This is a genomic window from Rhodococcus sp. 5G237 (genome assembly GCF_053764735.1).
The window spans coordinates 563,348-579,254 of the sequence record NZ_JBSNCD010000004.1; the positions used below are offsets into that span (position 1 = coordinate 563,348).

A 15,907-nucleotide genomic window follows, 5' to 3' on the forward strand; every position below is an offset into this window, starting at 1 on the left:
ACAGGAAGCCGGTCGCCGCGGTGTGAAGAGTTGATACTTTCCCGCCGGAACTGGCCTGAGAGGATCGGGGAATGATTCCGTCCTGGGCTCGTCTCGCGTTCGCCGTGTTCGCGGTGAGCTGGGGCGCCAATCAGTTCGCCCCGATGCAGCTCGTCTACCGCGACCACCTGGGACTCGGCAGCGACTCGTTCACCGCCATGCTCGGCTCCTACATCCTCGGGTTGATTCCCGCCCTGCTCTACTTCGGGCGCGTGGCCGACCGGATCGGGCGTCGTCCGGTGATCCGGGCGATGATCCCGGTGAGCATCGTGTCGTCGATCGTCCTGCTTCTCGGCGCCGACATCCCCGCGCTGCTGTATCTCGGCCGGGTCCTCGCCGGATTGGCATCCGGGATGGCGTTCGGAGCCGGCACCGCGTGGATGAAGGAACTGAGTGAGGGTCCGGGTGTGGGAGCGCGCCGGGCCGCCGTCTCACTGTCGGCGGGATTCGGCAGCGGTGCCCTGTTCGCCGGTCTCATCGCGCAGTGGCTCCCCACTCCCGACCGCCTGCCCTATCTCGTGCACATCGCTCTGATGGTGGTCGCGGTGGTGCTGGTGTGGGCCGTCCCCGACGCGCACCGGCCCCGCACCGTGCAGGGCTCGTGGCGCCTGTCCACCCTGTCGTCCCCGCGTTTCCGGTGGGGTGTCGTGCCGTGGGCTCCGTGGGTCTTCGGATGCGCGACCGTCTCGTTCGCGACGATGCCGCCGATCGTCTCGGATCGGGTGGACAGCGTGGCCGTCGCGTTCACCGGTGTGGTCGCCGCCCTGACCCTGCTCACCGGTGCGTTGATCCAGCCCGTGGCCCGACGCATCACCCGGCACGGTGAGGATCGCGGCGTGTGGACCGGGGTGGGCCTGGGGGTGCTCGGCTTCGTGACCGCCGGCGTCGCGGTGCTCGGCGACGGCCCGGTATCGGTGCTCGCCGTCCTCGTCACCGCCGTCCTCCTCGGCGGGGGGTACGGCATGCTGCTCGTCTCCGGTCTCGTCACCGTCGAGCACATCGCTCCGCCGGACGAGCTGGCACAGACCGTCGCCGTCTTCTACTGCCTGATCTATCTGGGCTTCGCGGTGCCCTTCGTCATCTCGCTCGCCGCACCTCACATCGGGTTCGTCGCATGCTTTGCGGTCGCCGTGGCGCTGCTCGTGCTCGCGCTCGTCCCCCGGAAACTGCTCGCCGATCAGGAAGCGACCCTCGTCGGCTCACGCTGAGCGAGGCCGACGGGGTCCAGGCCGACGGGTTCCAGGCCGACAGGTTCCAGGCCGACAGGTTCCGGGGCGCGGACCTGCCCGAGCAGATCCGACAGCGCGCGAGCGACCTCCTCGGGACGGTCGGCGAGAACCCGGTGACCGGCACCGACGAACCGCACGAGGTTCGCGTGCGGCAGTCGCGCCGCCATCGCCTCCGACAACGACAAGGGCACGAAGACGTCCTCCGTGCCCGCCGCGACGACCACCGGCACTCTCGCGAGCACATCGAGGGCGGCGGACTCGTCGAGCACCGCGAAGTCGGCCAGCAGCCGCGACCAGGTGACGACCGACGTCTCGTTCGACAGCGCCGACCCGACCACCCGCAACCACGATTCTTCCGTGCGCCTGCGGGCGGCGACCGTGCACACGCGGCCTCCGGCGCGCTTCGACAGTTCCATCACGCGAGGTACGCGCGACACCGCCCGGTGCACGATGGAGGCGGCGGGATGGCGTAGATAGCGTCCGATACCGCCGTCCGCGAGTCCCGATGCGGCGGTGGCGATCAGACCCGCACCCACGATGCGGCCGCCGACTGCATCGGGGTGACGGCGGGCGTAGGACAGCGCGACCATGCCGCCCATCGAATATCCCACCAGCACCACCGGTCCGTCCGGCGCGAGGGTCCGGAGCACCGCATCGAGATCGTCCGACATCCCGGAGACCGTGCACGCGGTGGCGTCGCCGGTCCCGGAACGACCGTGTCCTCGCTGGTCGTAGCGGACGATGCGCAGACCCGGCATGTCCACCGATTCGCAGACGGCATCCCAGCTCGCGGCGTCCTGGCAGTGCCCGTGCAGGCACACGAGGGTCAGATCCGCATCCCGTGGTCCGGTCATCGTGGCGGCCAACGGCACTCCGTCGTCGGCGACGACGGTCACACGAGTGATCGTGTTCGGGTCCGGACTCGATGTCGGCTCGGCCATCTCGCCTCCTGCACAGCGCATCTGCAGGAGTTGTCGCGTCACCCTCGGGTGCCGTTAACCGCCGACATCGAATCGTGACGTCCGGTCGTCAGCGCGGAGCGAGCGCCCGGATCATCGGCGCGGGATCGCCCGAGGGCACCAGGGCGATGGCCGGGGTGGTCACGCCCGCCTCGACGTAGCGCTCCACGTGCTCGCGGCATGCCTCGGGTTCGCCGTGGATCACGAGGGCGTCCACCACGTGGTCCGGGATCGCTTCGAGGGCGGCCTTGCGGTCGCCTTCCGCCCATGCCTTCCACATGCCGGCGAAATCGTCCGAACGGCCGAGGAATTCGTGGAAGGCCCGGTAGACGGGGACGTTCATGTAGGCGGCGATCATGCGTCGGCCGATGGCGCGGGCGGTCTCGGTGTCGAAGCCGGGGAGCACGAAGATCCGCGCGACGATCTCCTTGTTCTCGCCGCCCTCGTGGACGTAGGGCGCCACGGTGCGGACGTCGTCGGCGGACAGCCAGTTGATGATGGCCCCGTCGGCCTCACGTCCGGCCAGACGCAGCATGCCCGGCCGTAGCGCCGCCAGCAGCACCGGCGGCGTCGGGTCGGGTACGACGCCGGCCCGGAAGCCGTCGACCGCGAAGGTGTCGTACTTCTCGGAGACCTTCTCCCCCGACAGGGCCGCACGCAGGAACCGCAGGGTGTCGCGGGCGCGCTTGAACGGTTCTTCGAAGGGGATGCCGTTCCACTTCTCCACGATGACGTCGGAGGAGGTGCCCACCCCGAGCACGAAGCGGCCGGGTGCGGCCGCGGCGAGACTCGCGGCGGACATGGCCAGCGTCGCGGGACCGCGGGTGTAGACGGGGACGATCGCGGTACCCAGGCGCAGGCTGGGAGCCCACACGCTCGCCAGGGTGAGCGGGGTGAACGCATCGGCGGCGCCGGCCTCGGACGACCACACGTCCGTGTATCCGAGGTCTGGGAGCTCCTCGATGATGCGTCGCTGGTCGGGCAGGGGGATGCCGTCGAGCGGGACGGTCAGGCCCCATCGTCGTGTCGTGTTCTCCGTCATGACCGTCACCCTAGCCACACTGTGGTTCAGGTCATACCCGGGCGTGTTTCGGACCGACGGATCGGGCCCGCCCCGCGGCCGCTCCGGTCCCCGTATGCTCGCGAGTCGTGCGTATCGATCAGTTGTGGCGTTATCCGGTGAAGTCGTTCGGGGGCGAACGGATCGACGCCGCAGCGATCGAAGCGGACGGCCTGCGCGGTGATCACCTGTGGGCGCTGGTCGACGCCGAATCCGGAAACATCGCGAGTGCGAAACGTTTCCGCCGCTACGGGCTGCTGCTGACCTGCTCGGCGCGACTTCTGAGCGACGACGACCCCCGCGATCCGGCGGCACTCGAACTGACGCTGGCCGACGGCACGGTGGTGCGCGGCGACGATCCCGAGGTCGACGACCTGCTGTCGAAGCTGGTCGGTCACGACGTGCGGCTCGAACCGCGCGACCGCACCTACGACGAGGCGCCGCTGCATCTCGTCTCCCGATCCGCGGTGGAGGCGCTCGGCACCGGCGACCCCACCGATGTGGCGTTGCGCCGGTTCCGGCCGCAGCTGGTCGTCGACACTCCGGACACGACCGGTTTCGTGGAGGACGAATGGATCGGCCGACGGGTGTCGGTGGGCTCGGTGGTCCTCGAACCGCACAAGCGCACCGCGCGGTGCGTCATGGTGACGCTCCCCCATCAGGAGGTTCCCGCGCGGCGCGACATGCTGCGTGAGGTGACGCACGCGCATCAGGTGCCCAATGTGCCGGAGGGCAAGCCGATGCCGTGCATCGGTGTCTACGCGACCGTCCTGACTCCCGGCGACATCACCGTCGGCGACGAAGTCGGGATCGGGTAAACCGGTCACTTCCCGGCGAGGTAATCCTCGACGAGGATCTTCTTCTGCACCTTGCCCATGGCGTTGCGCGGAAGAGCGTCGACGGTACGGATCTCGCGGGGACGCTTGTGGATCGAGAGGGTCTGCGCAACGAAGTCCGAGAGCTCGCTCGGATCACGGAGATCCCCGACGACGTAGGCCACGATCCGCTGTCCGAGATCGTCGTCCGGCACACCCACCACCGCGGCCTCCTGCACGCCCGGATGGTTCAGCAGCGCATGCTCCACCTCGCCGGCGCCGATCCGGTAGCCGCCGGACTTGATCATGTCGACCGATTCGCGGCCGACGATGCGGTGGAAGCCCTGGTCGTCGATCACGGCGATGTCGCCGGTCCTGAACCAGCCGTCCTCGGTCATCGACTCCGCGGTCTTCTCGGGATTGTTCAGGTAGCCGTCGAACAGCGTCGCACCGGAAACCTCCAGCCGGCCGAGGGTTTCGCCGTCGTGCGCCACGAGGTTGCCGGCCTGGTCACGCAGGCGCGTGGAGACCCCGGCGATCGGCAGACCCACCCAGCCGGGCCGGCGCTCACCGTCGTGGCGGGTGCTGATCGTGATGATCGTTTCGCTCATCCCGTACCGCTCGATCGGCGCGGAGCCGGTGAGGGCGAGCATGCGCTCGAAGACAGGCACGGGCAGGGGTGCACTGCCCGACACCAGGAGTCGCGCGGACGACAGTGCGCGAGCGGACGATTCATCGGCGACGACCCGCGACCACACGGTGGGAACACCGAAGTACAGCGAACCACCGGCTGCCGCATAGGCTTCGGGCTTGGGTCGCACGGTGTGCACGAGCGGCGAACCCTGCCGGAGCGCGCCGACGACACCGAGGATGAGTCCGTGGACGTGGAACAGCGGAAGTCCGTGGACGAGAGTGTCGTCGGACGTCCAGTTCCACGCTTCGGCGAGGCCGTCGAGACCGGCCGCCACGGCGGATCGTGAGAGCACGACTCCCTTGGGGGCGCCGGTGGTTCCCGAGGTGTACATGATCATCGCGGCACTGCCCGGGTCCGCCTCGGCATGTGAGGACGACGAACGCGCGCTCGCGTCGACCGGGATCGCGGGCAGGGTGACGTCGTCGGGAGCAGTGCCGAGCCACACCTGTGCGCCCGAGTCCTTCAGGATGTGGGCGCGCTCGGCCGGGCCGGAATCCGGCGGCACGGGCACCGCGGCCACACCGGCCATGAGGCATCCGGTCGTGGCGATCACCGTCTCGATGCTCGCGGTGGCGTCGATGGCGACCCGCGAGGAACCGGCGACCTCGTCGGCCACCGCCGCGGCGGCCGCGATCAGTTCGGAGCGGGTGAGCGAGACGTCTCCGACGCGGACGGCGCTGCGGTCGTCACCTGCTGCGGACTCGGTGAGCGAGGTCAGCAACGGCACGGGCGTGGTGGTGGTCATCGGGGGGTCCCTTCTCGACGTCCTGCCGGACGATGTCGCGCAGCGTCTGGTCCACATTGTGGACCGCTGTGCTACGATGCGGTCCGGCTCAACCTATAACCCGTGACGCCTGCCGTCAACGACGCGCGAAAGGTTCCGATGAACAGCGTTCTCACCGCACTCCGCGTGTTCGAGGAGGTCGCGACCACGCAACCGGTCGGGCTCTCGGAGTTGAGCAAACGCCTCGACGTCCCCAAGAGCACCGTGCAGCGGTGCCTCAGGACCCTCGCCGAAGCCGGCTGGCTGCGCCCCTCGACGGCGAACGCCGGGCAGTGGGTCATCACCGGCCGCGCGTTCAGCCTGGGCAGTGCGATGTCGTCCGGTGACGACCTGCGCGAGGTCGCACTCCCGGAACTGAACCGCCTGCAGGCGGAGACGGGTGAGACGATCCATCTCGCCGTGCCGGACGGGAACGAACTGGTCCTGATCGAGCGACTCGACAGCGCCCATCAACTGCGCGCCTTCCTTGCGCTCGGCACGCGCCTGCCCCTGCACGCCGCGTCCACCGGTAAGGCCTATCTCGCGTCGCTACCCGACGCGCGGATCGAGGACTTCCTCGCGACCGAGCTTCCTTCGCTGACCGAGCACACCGTCACCGACCCGGCGGCGCTGCGCGAGGAGATCGCCGAGATCCGCGCCCGCGGGTATGCCGTGACCGAGCAGGGCCTGCACGACGGCATCGCCGCCGTCGCCGTCGCGCTGCGCGGGCGCGGTGGCGCCGTGCGTGGCTGCTTCAGCATCTCGGGTCCGGCCTCGCGGCTGACGCCCGACCTCTTCCCCGACTACGGCGCGAAGGCGCTGGCAGCGCGGGACGCGATCGAGCGTCGCCTGCCCTGATCCGCTCCGAGCGGCACCGGCGGGAGCCTGCCGCCTCTGGACATATCGTTTGTCGATAGGTATAACGATTATCGATGGTATCGACAATCGATAAGTCCGCCGTCCGGCGAGTTCGGAGACGACCATGAATTCCACCCACGACACCGACCGCCCCCAGGGCCCGGGCGCCGAACCCGACACGCTCTCCCCCACCGAGACGTCGAAGAAGGACCGCACCGATCTGTGGGCGTCCCTCACGGTCTTCGCGCTGACCTCGTTGATCGTGCTCTTCACCTACGTCCGCGACCTCGTGCGCTCGCTCGGCGACGGCATCGTGACCGCGCGGGTCCGGTTCGACGACGCGGCAGCGGCGCCGGTGCTGTCCACCCCGAACGGCGTCGACCTGCAGACCGCCTCGACGACGGTGATCGACGTTCCGACCGACGCCCTCTCACCCGTCAGCGTCGGCTTCCTCCGCGCCGGGGAAGCGTTGCAGACCCTCGGCTATCTCGCAGCCTTGGCCCTGCTGAGCTGGATCGTCGTGCGATTCGCTCGGGGCCGGTTGTTCGACCGGGGTGTCATCCGGCTCGTGTGGATCACCTCGATCGTGGCGATCGCGACCATCTTCATCCCGACGATCCCCCGCACCCTGGGTACCAACATGCTGATCCGGGACGTGGACATGAACGAGGTCCTCTCGAACGCGCCTCTCGGGCCGGAGTTCTGGTACGCCTACGTCTTCTGCATGGTGATCTCGGCCGTGGGTGTGGTGCTGCGGATCGGCAGCCGCATGGCGCGCGACAACGAAGGACTCGTCTGATGCCTCCGGAAACCGAGCATGCCGTCCGGTGTCATCTCGACGAGCTGCTGGCCGACCGGGGCATGACGCTCACCGAGTTGGCCGACAAGGTCGGAGTCAGCGTGGTGAACCTGTCGGTACTCAAGAACGGACGCGCCCGCGCGGTCCGCTTCTCGACCCTCACCGCCCTGTGCCGCGTACTGGATTGCTCTGTGGGCGACATTCTTTCGGTCGATTGACCGACCCGAGAAACGGCGATGCCCGGAACCTCGTGGGTTCCGGGCATCGCCGATCGGTCCGGCCGGTGGCGCTCCGGCTGATGCACGGACCTGTTTCCTCTATTCCCCGATCGCGGGAAGAATGCGGGTGCGGACCTCACCGAAGCCGATGCGGGTCCCGTTCGGGCCGGGCGCGGTGGCCGAGATGGCGATCTCGTCGCCGTCCTCGATGAAGGTGCGCGTCTCGTCGCCGACCTGCACGGGTTCTGCTCCGCCCCAGGTCAGTTCGATGAAGGCGCCGCGCTGGTCCTTCTCCGGGCCCGAGATGGTGCCGGAGCCGAACAGATCACCGGTGCGGGTCGCGGCACCGTTGACCGAGGTGTGGGCGAGCATCTGCGCGGGCGACCAGTACATCTGCGCGTACGGCGGGCGCGACACGACGTGCCCGTTCCACTCGACCTCGAGATCGATGTCCAGGCCCCACTTCTCGGTGCCCTTCAGGTACGGCAGCGGCTCCGGGTCCTGCACCGGGGTGTCGATGCGGGCGGCCTCGAGTGCGGCGAGCGGGACGACCCACGGCGAGATCGACGTCGCGAAGGACTTGCCGAGGTTCGGGCCCAGCGGCACGTACTCCCACGCCTGGATGTCGCGGGCCGACCAGTCGTTGAGGATGACGGCACCGAAGCAGTGGTCGGCGAACTCGTCGGGGGTGATCTGCGAACCCATCGGGGAACCGACACCGACGATGAAGCCCATCTCGGCCTCGATGTCGAGGCGGATCGACGGACCGAAGACCGGCGCAGGATCGTTGGGGCCCTTGCGCTGTCCGCACGGTCGCACGATGTCGACACCCGAGGTCACGACGGTGCTCGACCGGCCGTGGTAGCCGACGGGCAGGTGCTTCCAGTTCGGCATCAGCGGGTCGGGGTTCTGCGGGCGGAACAGTCGGCCGAGGTTCGACGCGTGGTTCTCCGACGCGTAGAAGTCGACGTAGTCGGCCACCTCGATGGGCAGGTGCATCGTCACGTCGGCGACGGCGAAGACGGCCTCGTCGGCGACATCACCGGCGGCGAGTTCCTTGATCGCGGCGCGGACTTCGTCCCACCGGGCGCGGCCCTGGGCCATGAACGCGTTGAGCGACGGCTCGGCGAAGACGACGTCGTCCTCGAAGACACGGCTCAGGTCGAGGACCGAATCTCCGACGCGGACACCGACGCGGGGTTCGCTGTCGGCCGTGGAGAAGATGCCGTACGGCAGGTTGTCGAGACCGAAGAGCGAGCCCTCCGGAATGGCGATGGTGGTCATGCGTTCGTTCCTTCGGTGATCGGGGAAACGGTCGAGGGCACCAGACCGAGGCCGAGCAGATCCTCGAGCGGTTCGGCGATGCTGCAGGTGCCGTACGACAGGAAACGGCGCCGGACCTCTGCGGCCCGGTCGTCGGACAGGGCGCCGAGGCGGGCGGAGAGCACTGCCCCGTCGCGTTCGGCGAGCACGGAGGCGACCTCGTCGGTGTCCGCTCCGGACAGCACCGCGTCCACCGCGGCCAGCAGGTTCACGAACCCGTGCTGCTCGAAGCCCGTCTTCGGGTCGGTGTTGCGCACCGCATGGTGCAGACCGGCGGTTGCCTTGAACGGCACACCCGCGGTGACGACCGTGCCGACAGCCGCGGCGAGTTCGGCTTCGTCGGGATAAGCCTCGGCGACGATGCCGCCGGTGCGGAACTTGGCCGCGTAGGGCGTGCCGACCATGCGGGCGAGGATCTCGGCGCGACGCTCGTCGCGCGGAACCTCCACGAAGATATCGACATCCGGGCGGTCCGCGGAGATCTCGCCGAGTGCCGCGAACAGCTCGTCGACGGATTGCTCTGCGGGGACCGCGATCTCGAGTGCCACCACGGACACCGAGTCCATCGCGTCGACCTGCTCCAGGGCAGGCCGGACGGCGGCGGTGCCGGTCGGTGCGGTCAGGCTCAGGGCCAGCTCACCGGGATACGGGTGCTGCGCGAGATGATCCGCGAGTTCACCGAGGCGACCCGCCGGGAAGACGAACGCTCCGACGAGCGGCGCGTGCGCGGACGAGCGGTGCCCGGCGTGGGCGGGGACGGCGACGGGCAGCGGGGCGTTACCCGGAGGGAACAGCGCCGCGTCGTCGCACAGTCCGGTCAAAAGAGGTCCGAAAGTCACTTGGCTGCTCCTGCATTGCGGTTCCAGCTGCCGGCGTAGGCGGCGTCCTCGCACGCGAGCGCACCCTCACCGAGTTCGAGCGGGCGGAAGGTGTCGACCATGACGGCGAGTTCGTCGAAGAACTCCACACCGATGCTGCGCTCGTAGGCACCCGGCTGCGGGCCGTGCGCGTGACCACCGGGGTGCACCGAGATCGACCCCTGGCCGATGCCCGATCCCTTGCGGGCCTCGTAATCGCCGCCGCAGTAGAACATGACCTCGTCGGAGTCGACGTTCGAGTGGTAGTACGGCACCGGCACGGCCAGCGGGTGGTAGTCCACCTTGCGGGGCACGAAGTTGCAGATGACGAAGTTGTTGCCCTCGAACGCCTGGTGCGCCGGCGGCGGCTGGTGGACACGGCCGGTGATGGGCTCGTAGTCGTGGATCGAGAAGGTGTACGGGTACAGGCAGCCGTCCCAGCCGACCACGTCGAAGGGGTGGTGCGGCATCAGGTAGCGGGTGCCGACGACGCCGTGCGAGGTGCGGTGCTTGACGAGCACCTCGACGTTCTCCTCCTCGACCTGCACGAGTTCGGTCGGGCCGTACAGGTCGCGCTCGCAGAACGGCGCGTGCTCGAGGAACTGGCCGAACTTCGACAGGTAGCGCTTCGGCGGCACGATGTGGCTGTTGGCCTCGATCGTGTAGGCGCGCAGCGGTGCGTCGCCCTTGGGCACCCAGCGGTGGGTGGTGGCCATCGGCAGCAGGACGTAGTCGCCGGCCTTCGCCTCGAGCGGACCGAAGACCGTCTCGACGGTGGCCTCACCGGACTCGACGTAGACCATCTCGTCGCCGACGACGTTGCGGTACAGCGGCGAGGGCTTGGACGACACGACGTACGAGATGCGGACGTCGGCGTTGCCCAGGACCAGACGACGACCCGTCACGACATCCGTCTCGGCCCAGATCGTCTCGGGGAACAGATCGTGCAGTTTCAGGTGCCGCGGCTTGAGCGGGTGGTTGGGCGTGGTGGTCTGATCGGGCAGCTTCCACTCGGTGGCGTCGACGATCGCCGACGGGATGTACCGGTGGTAGAGCAGCGCCGAGTCGGACGAGAAGCCCTCCTCGCCCATGAGCTCTTCGTAGTACAGGTTGCCGTTCTCGTCACGGTGCTGGGTGTGACGCTTCGGCGGGATGACGCCGAGCTGTCGGTAGAACGCCATGATCTGACTCCTCGCGGATCTCGGGCGTGCGGGGAAGGTCGCTCGCCTGGAATTAGTAAACACATTAACTAACCGGAGGGCGTGAGCGCAACCACAGGGAGGTCACGAGGCTGTGTCAGTTGCGTCCGCGCACGTCGAACTGGCTGCGGTTGGTGATCAGCTTGTTCAGGAGCATCACGAGAATCTGCTGCTCAGTGGGGGTGAGCACCTCCACCCAGGCCTCCTCGCGCTCGTTCTGCGCGCGGAAGCTGTCGCGGATCTCCTTCTCCCCCGCTTCGGTGAGCGACAACTGCACCGAACGTGCGTCGTGACTGACCGGCGTCTTCTCCAGGATCCCCGCTTCGACCAGCGGTTTCGCGAGGTTCGACACGGCGGCGCGGCTCATCCCGGTGAGTCGCGCGGCGACGTTCGGCTCGATCGGGCCCGCGAGCCAGATGACGAACATGAGCCGATAGGCCGACCACGACCGGCCGCGCGGCCGGTGAACCGCGGCCTCGAGGTCGTAGGTGACGATGTCCGAGGCCCGGTTGAGGGTGAGCAGGACTTCGGTCGCGCTGCGGTGATGTTCGCCGAACTTGCTGTTCAGACGCTCCTGCGCGAGTTCGACGAAGGACCAGTAGTCGAGGTCGCGGGGTCCGGACATGCGGTCACAGTACCGCAGATCCGGGATAATTCATCCATTTACTATCTGGTGGATCACCCGGAGATCGGCGGGACTGCGGAAAACCGCACCCTGAACGCCGCGAAGTCGGCGGAAAACCGCAGCGACCTGCGCGTTCGCCGCTCATAGCGTTCCGGGCATGAACTTCACCCAGACCCTCCCGCAGTCCCCCACCGATGAACTCGACGGCCTCGCAGGCCTCTCGCTGCAGCTGATGGAGATGCTCGGAGCACCCGGCGCCGGTCTCGCGGTCGCCGCGGAGAACCTCTTCCCGCCGATCCCGAGCGAGGTGATCCTTCCCCTCGCCGGCTTCGCGGCCTCCCGCGGGGAGATCTCCCTCGTCTCGGCCGTTGTGTGGACCACCCTCGGATCCCTCGTCGGCGCACTGCTGCTCTACCTCGCCGGGCGCGCCTTCGGCCGCCGGCGGATGTATGCCGTCGTCGAGCGACTCCCACTGGTGAACACCTCCGACCTGCGGCGCGGCGAAGAATGGTTCACCCGGCACGGTGAGAAGTCGGTGCTCCTCGGCCGGATGGTGCCGCTCGTGCGGAGCGTGATCTCGGTCCCCGCAGGGGTGGAGGCCATGCCCGTCGGTCGGTTCGTCGTCCTGACCGCCCTCGGTAGCGCCCTGTGGAACTCGATCTTCGTACTCGCCGGATACCTCCTCGGTGAGAACTGGGGAGTCGTCGAACCGTATGCCGATGTGCTGCAGAAACTCGTGATCGTCGCGGTGGTCGCAGCAGTGGCGGTGTTCGTCGTCCGCCGTGTCCGATCGATTCGCGCCCGTTAGGGTCGGTCCGTGATCGATCACCTTCGGCGCTCACTCGGGACCTCGGTCCGCGCCGTCGTCGGGCTCCTGCTCGGGATCGTCACCGCGGTGACGGGTGCGGCGGCATCGACCCGCCGCACCACCGACGGACCGAGCCGCGCGGCCGAACGCGACCGCACTCGTCTCGTGCGATGGTTCGACGCCGAGGCGGTCCGGGATCTTCCGGATCGCGAGCCGACCGGATACTTCCTCGTTCGCCTGGCCTACGGTCCGCTCGTCGGCCTCGTCGTACTGCTCGTCCTGATCGCCGCGACCGGCTACGGGGGCTGGGCGATCGTCCTGCTGGCCGGCGGTCGCATCTCCGTCGCCGACGGTCTCGTCTCACTCCTCGTCGCCGCCGTGATGATCTACCTCTCCGTCCGGCTGGCGATGATCGTGGGCCAGTGGGACCTCCGCACAGCACTGCGGCTGCTCGGCGACGATGCCACGCAGCATCGTCTCCGCGACCTGCAACGCACCCGCGCCGACGTCGTCACCGCCATCGACGACGAACGCCGACGGATCGAACGCGCCCTGCACGACGACGTCCAGCAGCGAGCCGTCGCGCTCGCACTCGACGTCGGTCGCGCGCGACGCACCGCCGAACGCGGCGGTGGAAATCTCGTCGCCGACCTCGACAACGCCGTCGCCCAGGCACAGGCACTGCTCACCGAACTGCGCGACGTGGCGTGGCGGATATACCCGGCCGCGCTCGACGAACACGGACTCGCCGCGGCACTGGAAGGGTTGTCCGCACACACCTTCCTCCCCGTCGACCTGGATCTGTCGATCGACCCGGAACCACCGCACGATGTCGCGGCAGCCGCGTACTACGTTGCCGCGGAAGGGGTCACGAACTCGACGAAGCACTCCGGCGCCGACAGCGTGTCCGTGACCGTCGCAGCGGACGGTCGCGTCGTCACGGTCACGGTCGTCGACGACGGATGCGGTGGGGCCGAGATGACGGGCTCCGGCCTGACGGGTCTCGCGCGCCGCGTCGCCGCGCTGGACGGGCAGTTCTCCGTACACAGCCCTCGCGGAGGGCCGACCGTCGTGGAAGCGAGGATCCCGTGCGCATCGTGATAGCCGAGGACTCGACCCTTCTCCGCGAGGGCCTGTCCCGGTTGCTCGCGGACGAAGGCCACGAGGTGGTTGCCGGTGTGGGCAACGCCGTCGAGTTGCACCACGTCGTCGAGCGCGAGGTGCCCGACCTCGTGTTGCTCGACGTGCGCATGCCCCCGACCTACTCGACGGAGGGCATCGACGCGGCGCGGCGCATCAAGGAGGAACACCCGCAGGTCGCTGTGCTCGTGCTGTCGCAGTACGTCGAGCACCGGAACGCGACCGGCCTGCTCACGAACGGCTGGGGTGGCGTGGGCTATCTGCTCAAGGATCGCGTGTCGGACGTGGGGGCGTTCCTCACCGACCTGGAACGTGTGGCCGCGGGCGGGACGGCCTTCGATCCCGAGGTGGTGCGGCAACTGTTCGCGAACACCCGCCGCACCGACCCCATCGCCGCCCTCACCGAACGCGAGCGCGAGGTGCTCGAGGCCCTCGCGCAGGGTCTGACGAACACCGGCATCGCCGATCGTCTGATCATGTCGGTCAGCGCCGTCGAGAAGCACGTCAATTCGATCTTCGTGAGGCTCGACCTGCCGCGCGAGGCCGACCGTAGTCGGCGGGTACGGGCGGTGCTCCTCTATCTCGAGAGCACGGGCACCCCGAGCTCTCGGGACGACCGCTGACGCCCCGTGCGGATCAGAAGAGCGGATACACGAAGTGCCCGACGCCTCCACCGGGTGCGCTCGACCCCGTCACGTTGGGCAGGTTCGCGGGCAGACGCTGAAGCTTGTGTGGCCGGCCTTCGAGGTCGGCCTGCCAGCAGTCGGTCGTCACGCCGTGGAAGCCCTGACACACGATGCGGGTGTTCGTGCCGAACGGTGAGGTCAGCCGTGGCTCGTTCACCAGCGGGTTCCAGTAGGCGAGCTCGTCCGGGGTGAGCCAGTTGGCAGGGTCCGCCTCGAACACGGAGATCGGGCTGTTCGGTTGCTGGACCGGCCACTCGTCCTGCGCCGCCGCGATGCCGGCGTCGCCGAGGACGATCCCTCCTGTCACTGCGGCGACCGCTCCGGCTCGCAGTACCCGTCGAAATCCGTTCGCCATCGTTCCCCTCCACCCCGTGTCTCGAGGACCCGTGCCTCCCGGACATCGAAACACGGACCACGCGGTCCGGATATGGGAATGCCGGAATTGTCGGCCCCCGACGGGTTCCGACAATTCCGGCTGCACCACAGGACTAGTCGGTGCGGAGTTCGATGCCCTTCGTCTCCTCGATGAAGAAGACCGCACCGAGGGTGAGCAGCGCACAGAACACGAAGTACCCGGCCGGTGCCAGCGAGTTCCCGGTGACGTCGATCAGCCACGTCGCGATGAACGGTGCGGTGCCACCGAGGCACATGTTCGTCACGTTGTTCCCGAGAGCGATACCGCTGTATCGCACGGACGCCTTGAGCATCTCGACATAGGTGACGAAGGAGGCGCCGTTGACCACCGACACGCAGATGAACAGCACGGACTGGCCGGCGACGGCCTGCCAGACGGTGCCGCCGGACATCAGCATGAACATCGGAACACCGACGATCGCGGATGCGGCACTACCGGCGAACAGCACCGGCTTGCGCCCGTACTTGTCGGCGAGATAACCGGCGATGGGCAGCGTGATCACACCGAGTACGAGAGCGAGGCAGGTCGACAGGAACGCGACGGAGGACGACAGCCCACCCGTGGTCTGGAGGTAGGTCGCGGCATACACGGAGGCGATGTAGTAGCCACCGATGATGAGCGCACCGAGCAGGATGATCTTGACGACGCTTCCGCCCGACGTCTTCAGCAGCTCCGCGATGGGCAGCTTCTTCGTCTCACCCTTTTCCTCGAGTTCCTCGAACTGCGGGGTGTCCTCGAGATGGTTACGGATCCAGATGCCGACGACACCGATGACCACGCTGAGCAGGAACGGGATGCGCCATGCCCATTCGAGGATCTGTTCCTCCGAGAACGTGGACGTGATGCCGAGCGCCACGAGAGACGCCACCAACGACCCCAGGTAGGTACCCGAGTTGACCATGGACGTCTGCGTCGCGCGCCAGCGTGCCGGTGCGGATTCGGAGACGAATGCGTTCGCGCCGCCGAGTTCGCCACCGGCCGCGAAGCCCTGCAGGCAGCGGGCGAGCACGAGCAGAACCGTCGCCCACACGCCCAGAGTGGCGTAGGTGGGCATCAGTCCCATGGCTGCGGTCGCCACGACCATGAGCAGGATCGTCCACGACAGTGCGTTCTTCCGGCCGTACTTGTCACCGATGTGCCCGAAGAAGATGCCGCCGGGCACCCGGAGGAAGAACGCCACGGCGAAGGCCGCGAACGTTCCCAGCAGAGCAGCTGTCTCGTCTTCGGCGACGAAGAACAGGGTGGCGACCATCGTCGCCATGTAGCCGTAGATACCGAAGTCGTAGTACTCGACGATGGTGCCGACGACCGCGGCACGGATCACCTTCGTGGTCGACTGCTTCGGCTGCGCCGGATCGGCATTGCCCGCCTGTGGCGGACTTCCTGCGGCGGGGACCGCGTCGGATCGGAGCATGATCTT

The 15,907-nt window shown here is 68.3% G+C and carries 17 protein-coding genes; 8 read left to right on the top strand and 9 right to left on the bottom strand.

Annotated elements, in window-relative coordinates; all coding sequences use genetic code 11:
* Positions 1 to 71: 71 nt before the first annotated feature.
* On the top strand, positions 72 to 1,247 hold the full coding sequence (locus ACWPOC_RS12060; RefSeq protein WP_120280627.1) for an MFS transporter: 1,176 nt from the start codon (positions 72 to 74) through the stop codon (positions 1,245 to 1,247).
* Here the strand turns inward: ACWPOC_RS12060 and ACWPOC_RS12065 are convergent.
* Positions 1,217 to 2,209 (bottom strand): alpha/beta fold hydrolase, encoded by a 993-nt coding sequence (locus tag ACWPOC_RS12065; RefSeq protein WP_230790154.1) that lies wholly within the window; start codon positions 2,207 to 2,209, stop codon positions 1,217 to 1,219. The genes ACWPOC_RS12060 and ACWPOC_RS12065 overlap by 31 nt on opposite strands.
* Before the next feature lie 88 nt (positions 2,210 to 2,297).
* Positions 2,298 to 3,269 (bottom strand): LLM class F420-dependent oxidoreductase, encoded by a 972-nt coding sequence (locus ACWPOC_RS12070; RefSeq protein ID WP_016692502.1) that lies wholly within the window; start codon positions 3,267 to 3,269, stop codon positions 2,298 to 2,300.
* Positions 3,270 to 3,376: 107 nt separating this feature from the next.
* On the opposite strand from ACWPOC_RS12070, the gene ACWPOC_RS12075 reads away from it, so the two are divergent.
* A complete protein-coding gene (locus ACWPOC_RS12075) occupies positions 3,377 to 4,105 on the top strand; it encodes an MOSC domain-containing protein (protein WP_120280628.1) in 729 nt (242 codons plus the stop codon).
* A 5-nt stretch (positions 4,106 to 4,110) separates the two neighbouring features.
* Here ACWPOC_RS12075 and ACWPOC_RS12080 read toward each other — a convergent pair whose 3' ends face one another.
* Positions 4,111 to 5,541 carry an acyl-CoA synthetase gene (locus tag ACWPOC_RS12080; RefSeq protein ID WP_455408698.1) on the bottom strand — a complete coding sequence of 477 codons (1,431 nt, stop codon included), beginning with the start codon at positions 5,539 to 5,541 and terminating at the stop codon, positions 4,111 to 4,113.
* 138 nt (positions 5,542 to 5,679) lie between these two features.
* On the opposite strand from ACWPOC_RS12080, the gene ACWPOC_RS12085 reads away from it, so the two are divergent.
* The 3 genes from ACWPOC_RS12085 (at position 5,680) to ACWPOC_RS12095 (ending at position 7,434) form a co-directional block, all read left to right on the top strand.
* A complete protein-coding gene (locus tag ACWPOC_RS12085) occupies positions 5,680 to 6,417 on the top strand; it encodes an IclR family transcriptional regulator (protein ID WP_060652753.1) in 738 nt (245 codons plus the stop codon).
* 124 nt (positions 6,418 to 6,541) lie between these two features.
* Positions 6,542 to 7,216, top strand: coding sequence for a hypothetical protein (locus tag ACWPOC_RS12090; protein ID WP_258260124.1), 675 nt, complete (start codon positions 6,542 to 6,544; stop codon positions 7,214 to 7,216).
* The gene (locus ACWPOC_RS12095) at positions 7,216 to 7,434 is read left to right on the top strand and encodes a helix-turn-helix domain-containing protein (protein ID WP_413767485.1); all 219 of its coding nucleotides are present in this window, start codon (positions 7,216 to 7,218) and stop codon (positions 7,432 to 7,434) included. The genes ACWPOC_RS12090 and ACWPOC_RS12095 overlap by 1 nt, the downstream gene beginning before the upstream one ends.
* Before the next feature lie 99 nt (positions 7,435 to 7,533).
* Here ACWPOC_RS12095 and fahA read toward each other — a convergent pair whose 3' ends face one another.
* The 4 genes from fahA to ACWPOC_RS12115 all read right to left on the bottom strand — a co-directional run bounded on the left by fahA (position 7,534) and on the right by ACWPOC_RS12115 (position 11,438).
* The gene (gene fahA, locus ACWPOC_RS12100) at positions 7,534 to 8,718 is read right to left on the bottom strand and encodes a fumarylacetoacetase (RefSeq protein ID WP_455408699.1); all 1,185 of its coding nucleotides are present in this window, start codon (positions 8,716 to 8,718) and stop codon (positions 7,534 to 7,536) included.
* Positions 8,715 to 9,596: a hypothetical protein gene (locus ACWPOC_RS12105; RefSeq protein ID WP_455408700.1), complete on the bottom strand. Its 882-nt coding sequence runs from the start codon at positions 9,594 to 9,596 to the stop codon at positions 8,715 to 8,717. The genes fahA and ACWPOC_RS12105 overlap by 4 nt, the downstream gene beginning before the upstream one ends.
* Positions 9,593 to 10,795 (bottom strand): homogentisate 1,2-dioxygenase domain-containing protein, encoded by a 1,203-nt coding sequence (locus ACWPOC_RS12110; protein ID WP_455408701.1) that lies wholly within the window; start codon positions 10,793 to 10,795, stop codon positions 9,593 to 9,595. The genes ACWPOC_RS12105 and ACWPOC_RS12110 overlap by 4 nt, the downstream gene beginning before the upstream one ends.
* 115 nt (positions 10,796 to 10,910) lie before the next feature.
* On the bottom strand, positions 10,911 to 11,438 hold the full coding sequence (locus ACWPOC_RS12115; protein WP_016692512.1) for a MarR family winged helix-turn-helix transcriptional regulator: 528 nt from the start codon (positions 11,436 to 11,438) through the stop codon (positions 10,911 to 10,913).
* A gap of 157 nt (positions 11,439 to 11,595) precedes the next feature.
* Here ACWPOC_RS12115 and ACWPOC_RS12120 point away from each other — a divergent pair, with 157 nt between their 5' ends.
* From ACWPOC_RS12120 to ACWPOC_RS12130, 3 genes are read left to right on the top strand one after another with little or no spacing between them, the layout of a single operon-like run.
* Positions 11,596 to 12,246, top strand: a complete 651-nt coding sequence (locus ACWPOC_RS12120; RefSeq protein ID WP_455408702.1) for a DedA family protein — start codon at positions 11,596 to 11,598, stop codon at positions 12,244 to 12,246.
* A 9-nt stretch (positions 12,247 to 12,255) separates the two neighbouring features.
* On the top strand, positions 12,256 to 13,347 hold the full coding sequence (locus ACWPOC_RS12125) for a sensor histidine kinase (RefSeq protein ID WP_455408703.1): 1,092 nt from the start codon (positions 12,256 to 12,258) through the stop codon (positions 13,345 to 13,347).
* Positions 13,335 to 14,009, top strand: coding sequence for a response regulator transcription factor (locus ACWPOC_RS12130; protein ID WP_455408704.1), 675 nt, complete (start codon positions 13,335 to 13,337; stop codon positions 14,007 to 14,009). The genes ACWPOC_RS12125 and ACWPOC_RS12130 overlap by 13 nt, the downstream gene beginning before the upstream one ends.
* A gap of 13 nt (positions 14,010 to 14,022) precedes the next feature.
* Here ACWPOC_RS12130 and ACWPOC_RS12135 read toward each other — a convergent pair whose 3' ends face one another.
* Both ACWPOC_RS12135 and ACWPOC_RS12140 read right to left on the bottom strand, forming a co-directional pair.
* Complete coding sequence (locus tag ACWPOC_RS12135; RefSeq protein WP_455408705.1) at positions 14,023 to 14,427, bottom strand: hypothetical protein; 405 nt, start codon at positions 14,425 to 14,427, stop codon at positions 14,023 to 14,025.
* A gap of 133 nt (positions 14,428 to 14,560) precedes the next feature.
* Entirely contained in the window at positions 14,561 to 15,901 is a 1,341-nt protein-coding gene (locus ACWPOC_RS12140; RefSeq protein WP_455408706.1) for an MFS transporter, read from the bottom strand.
* Between the last annotated feature and the right edge of the window lie 6 nt (positions 15,902 to 15,907).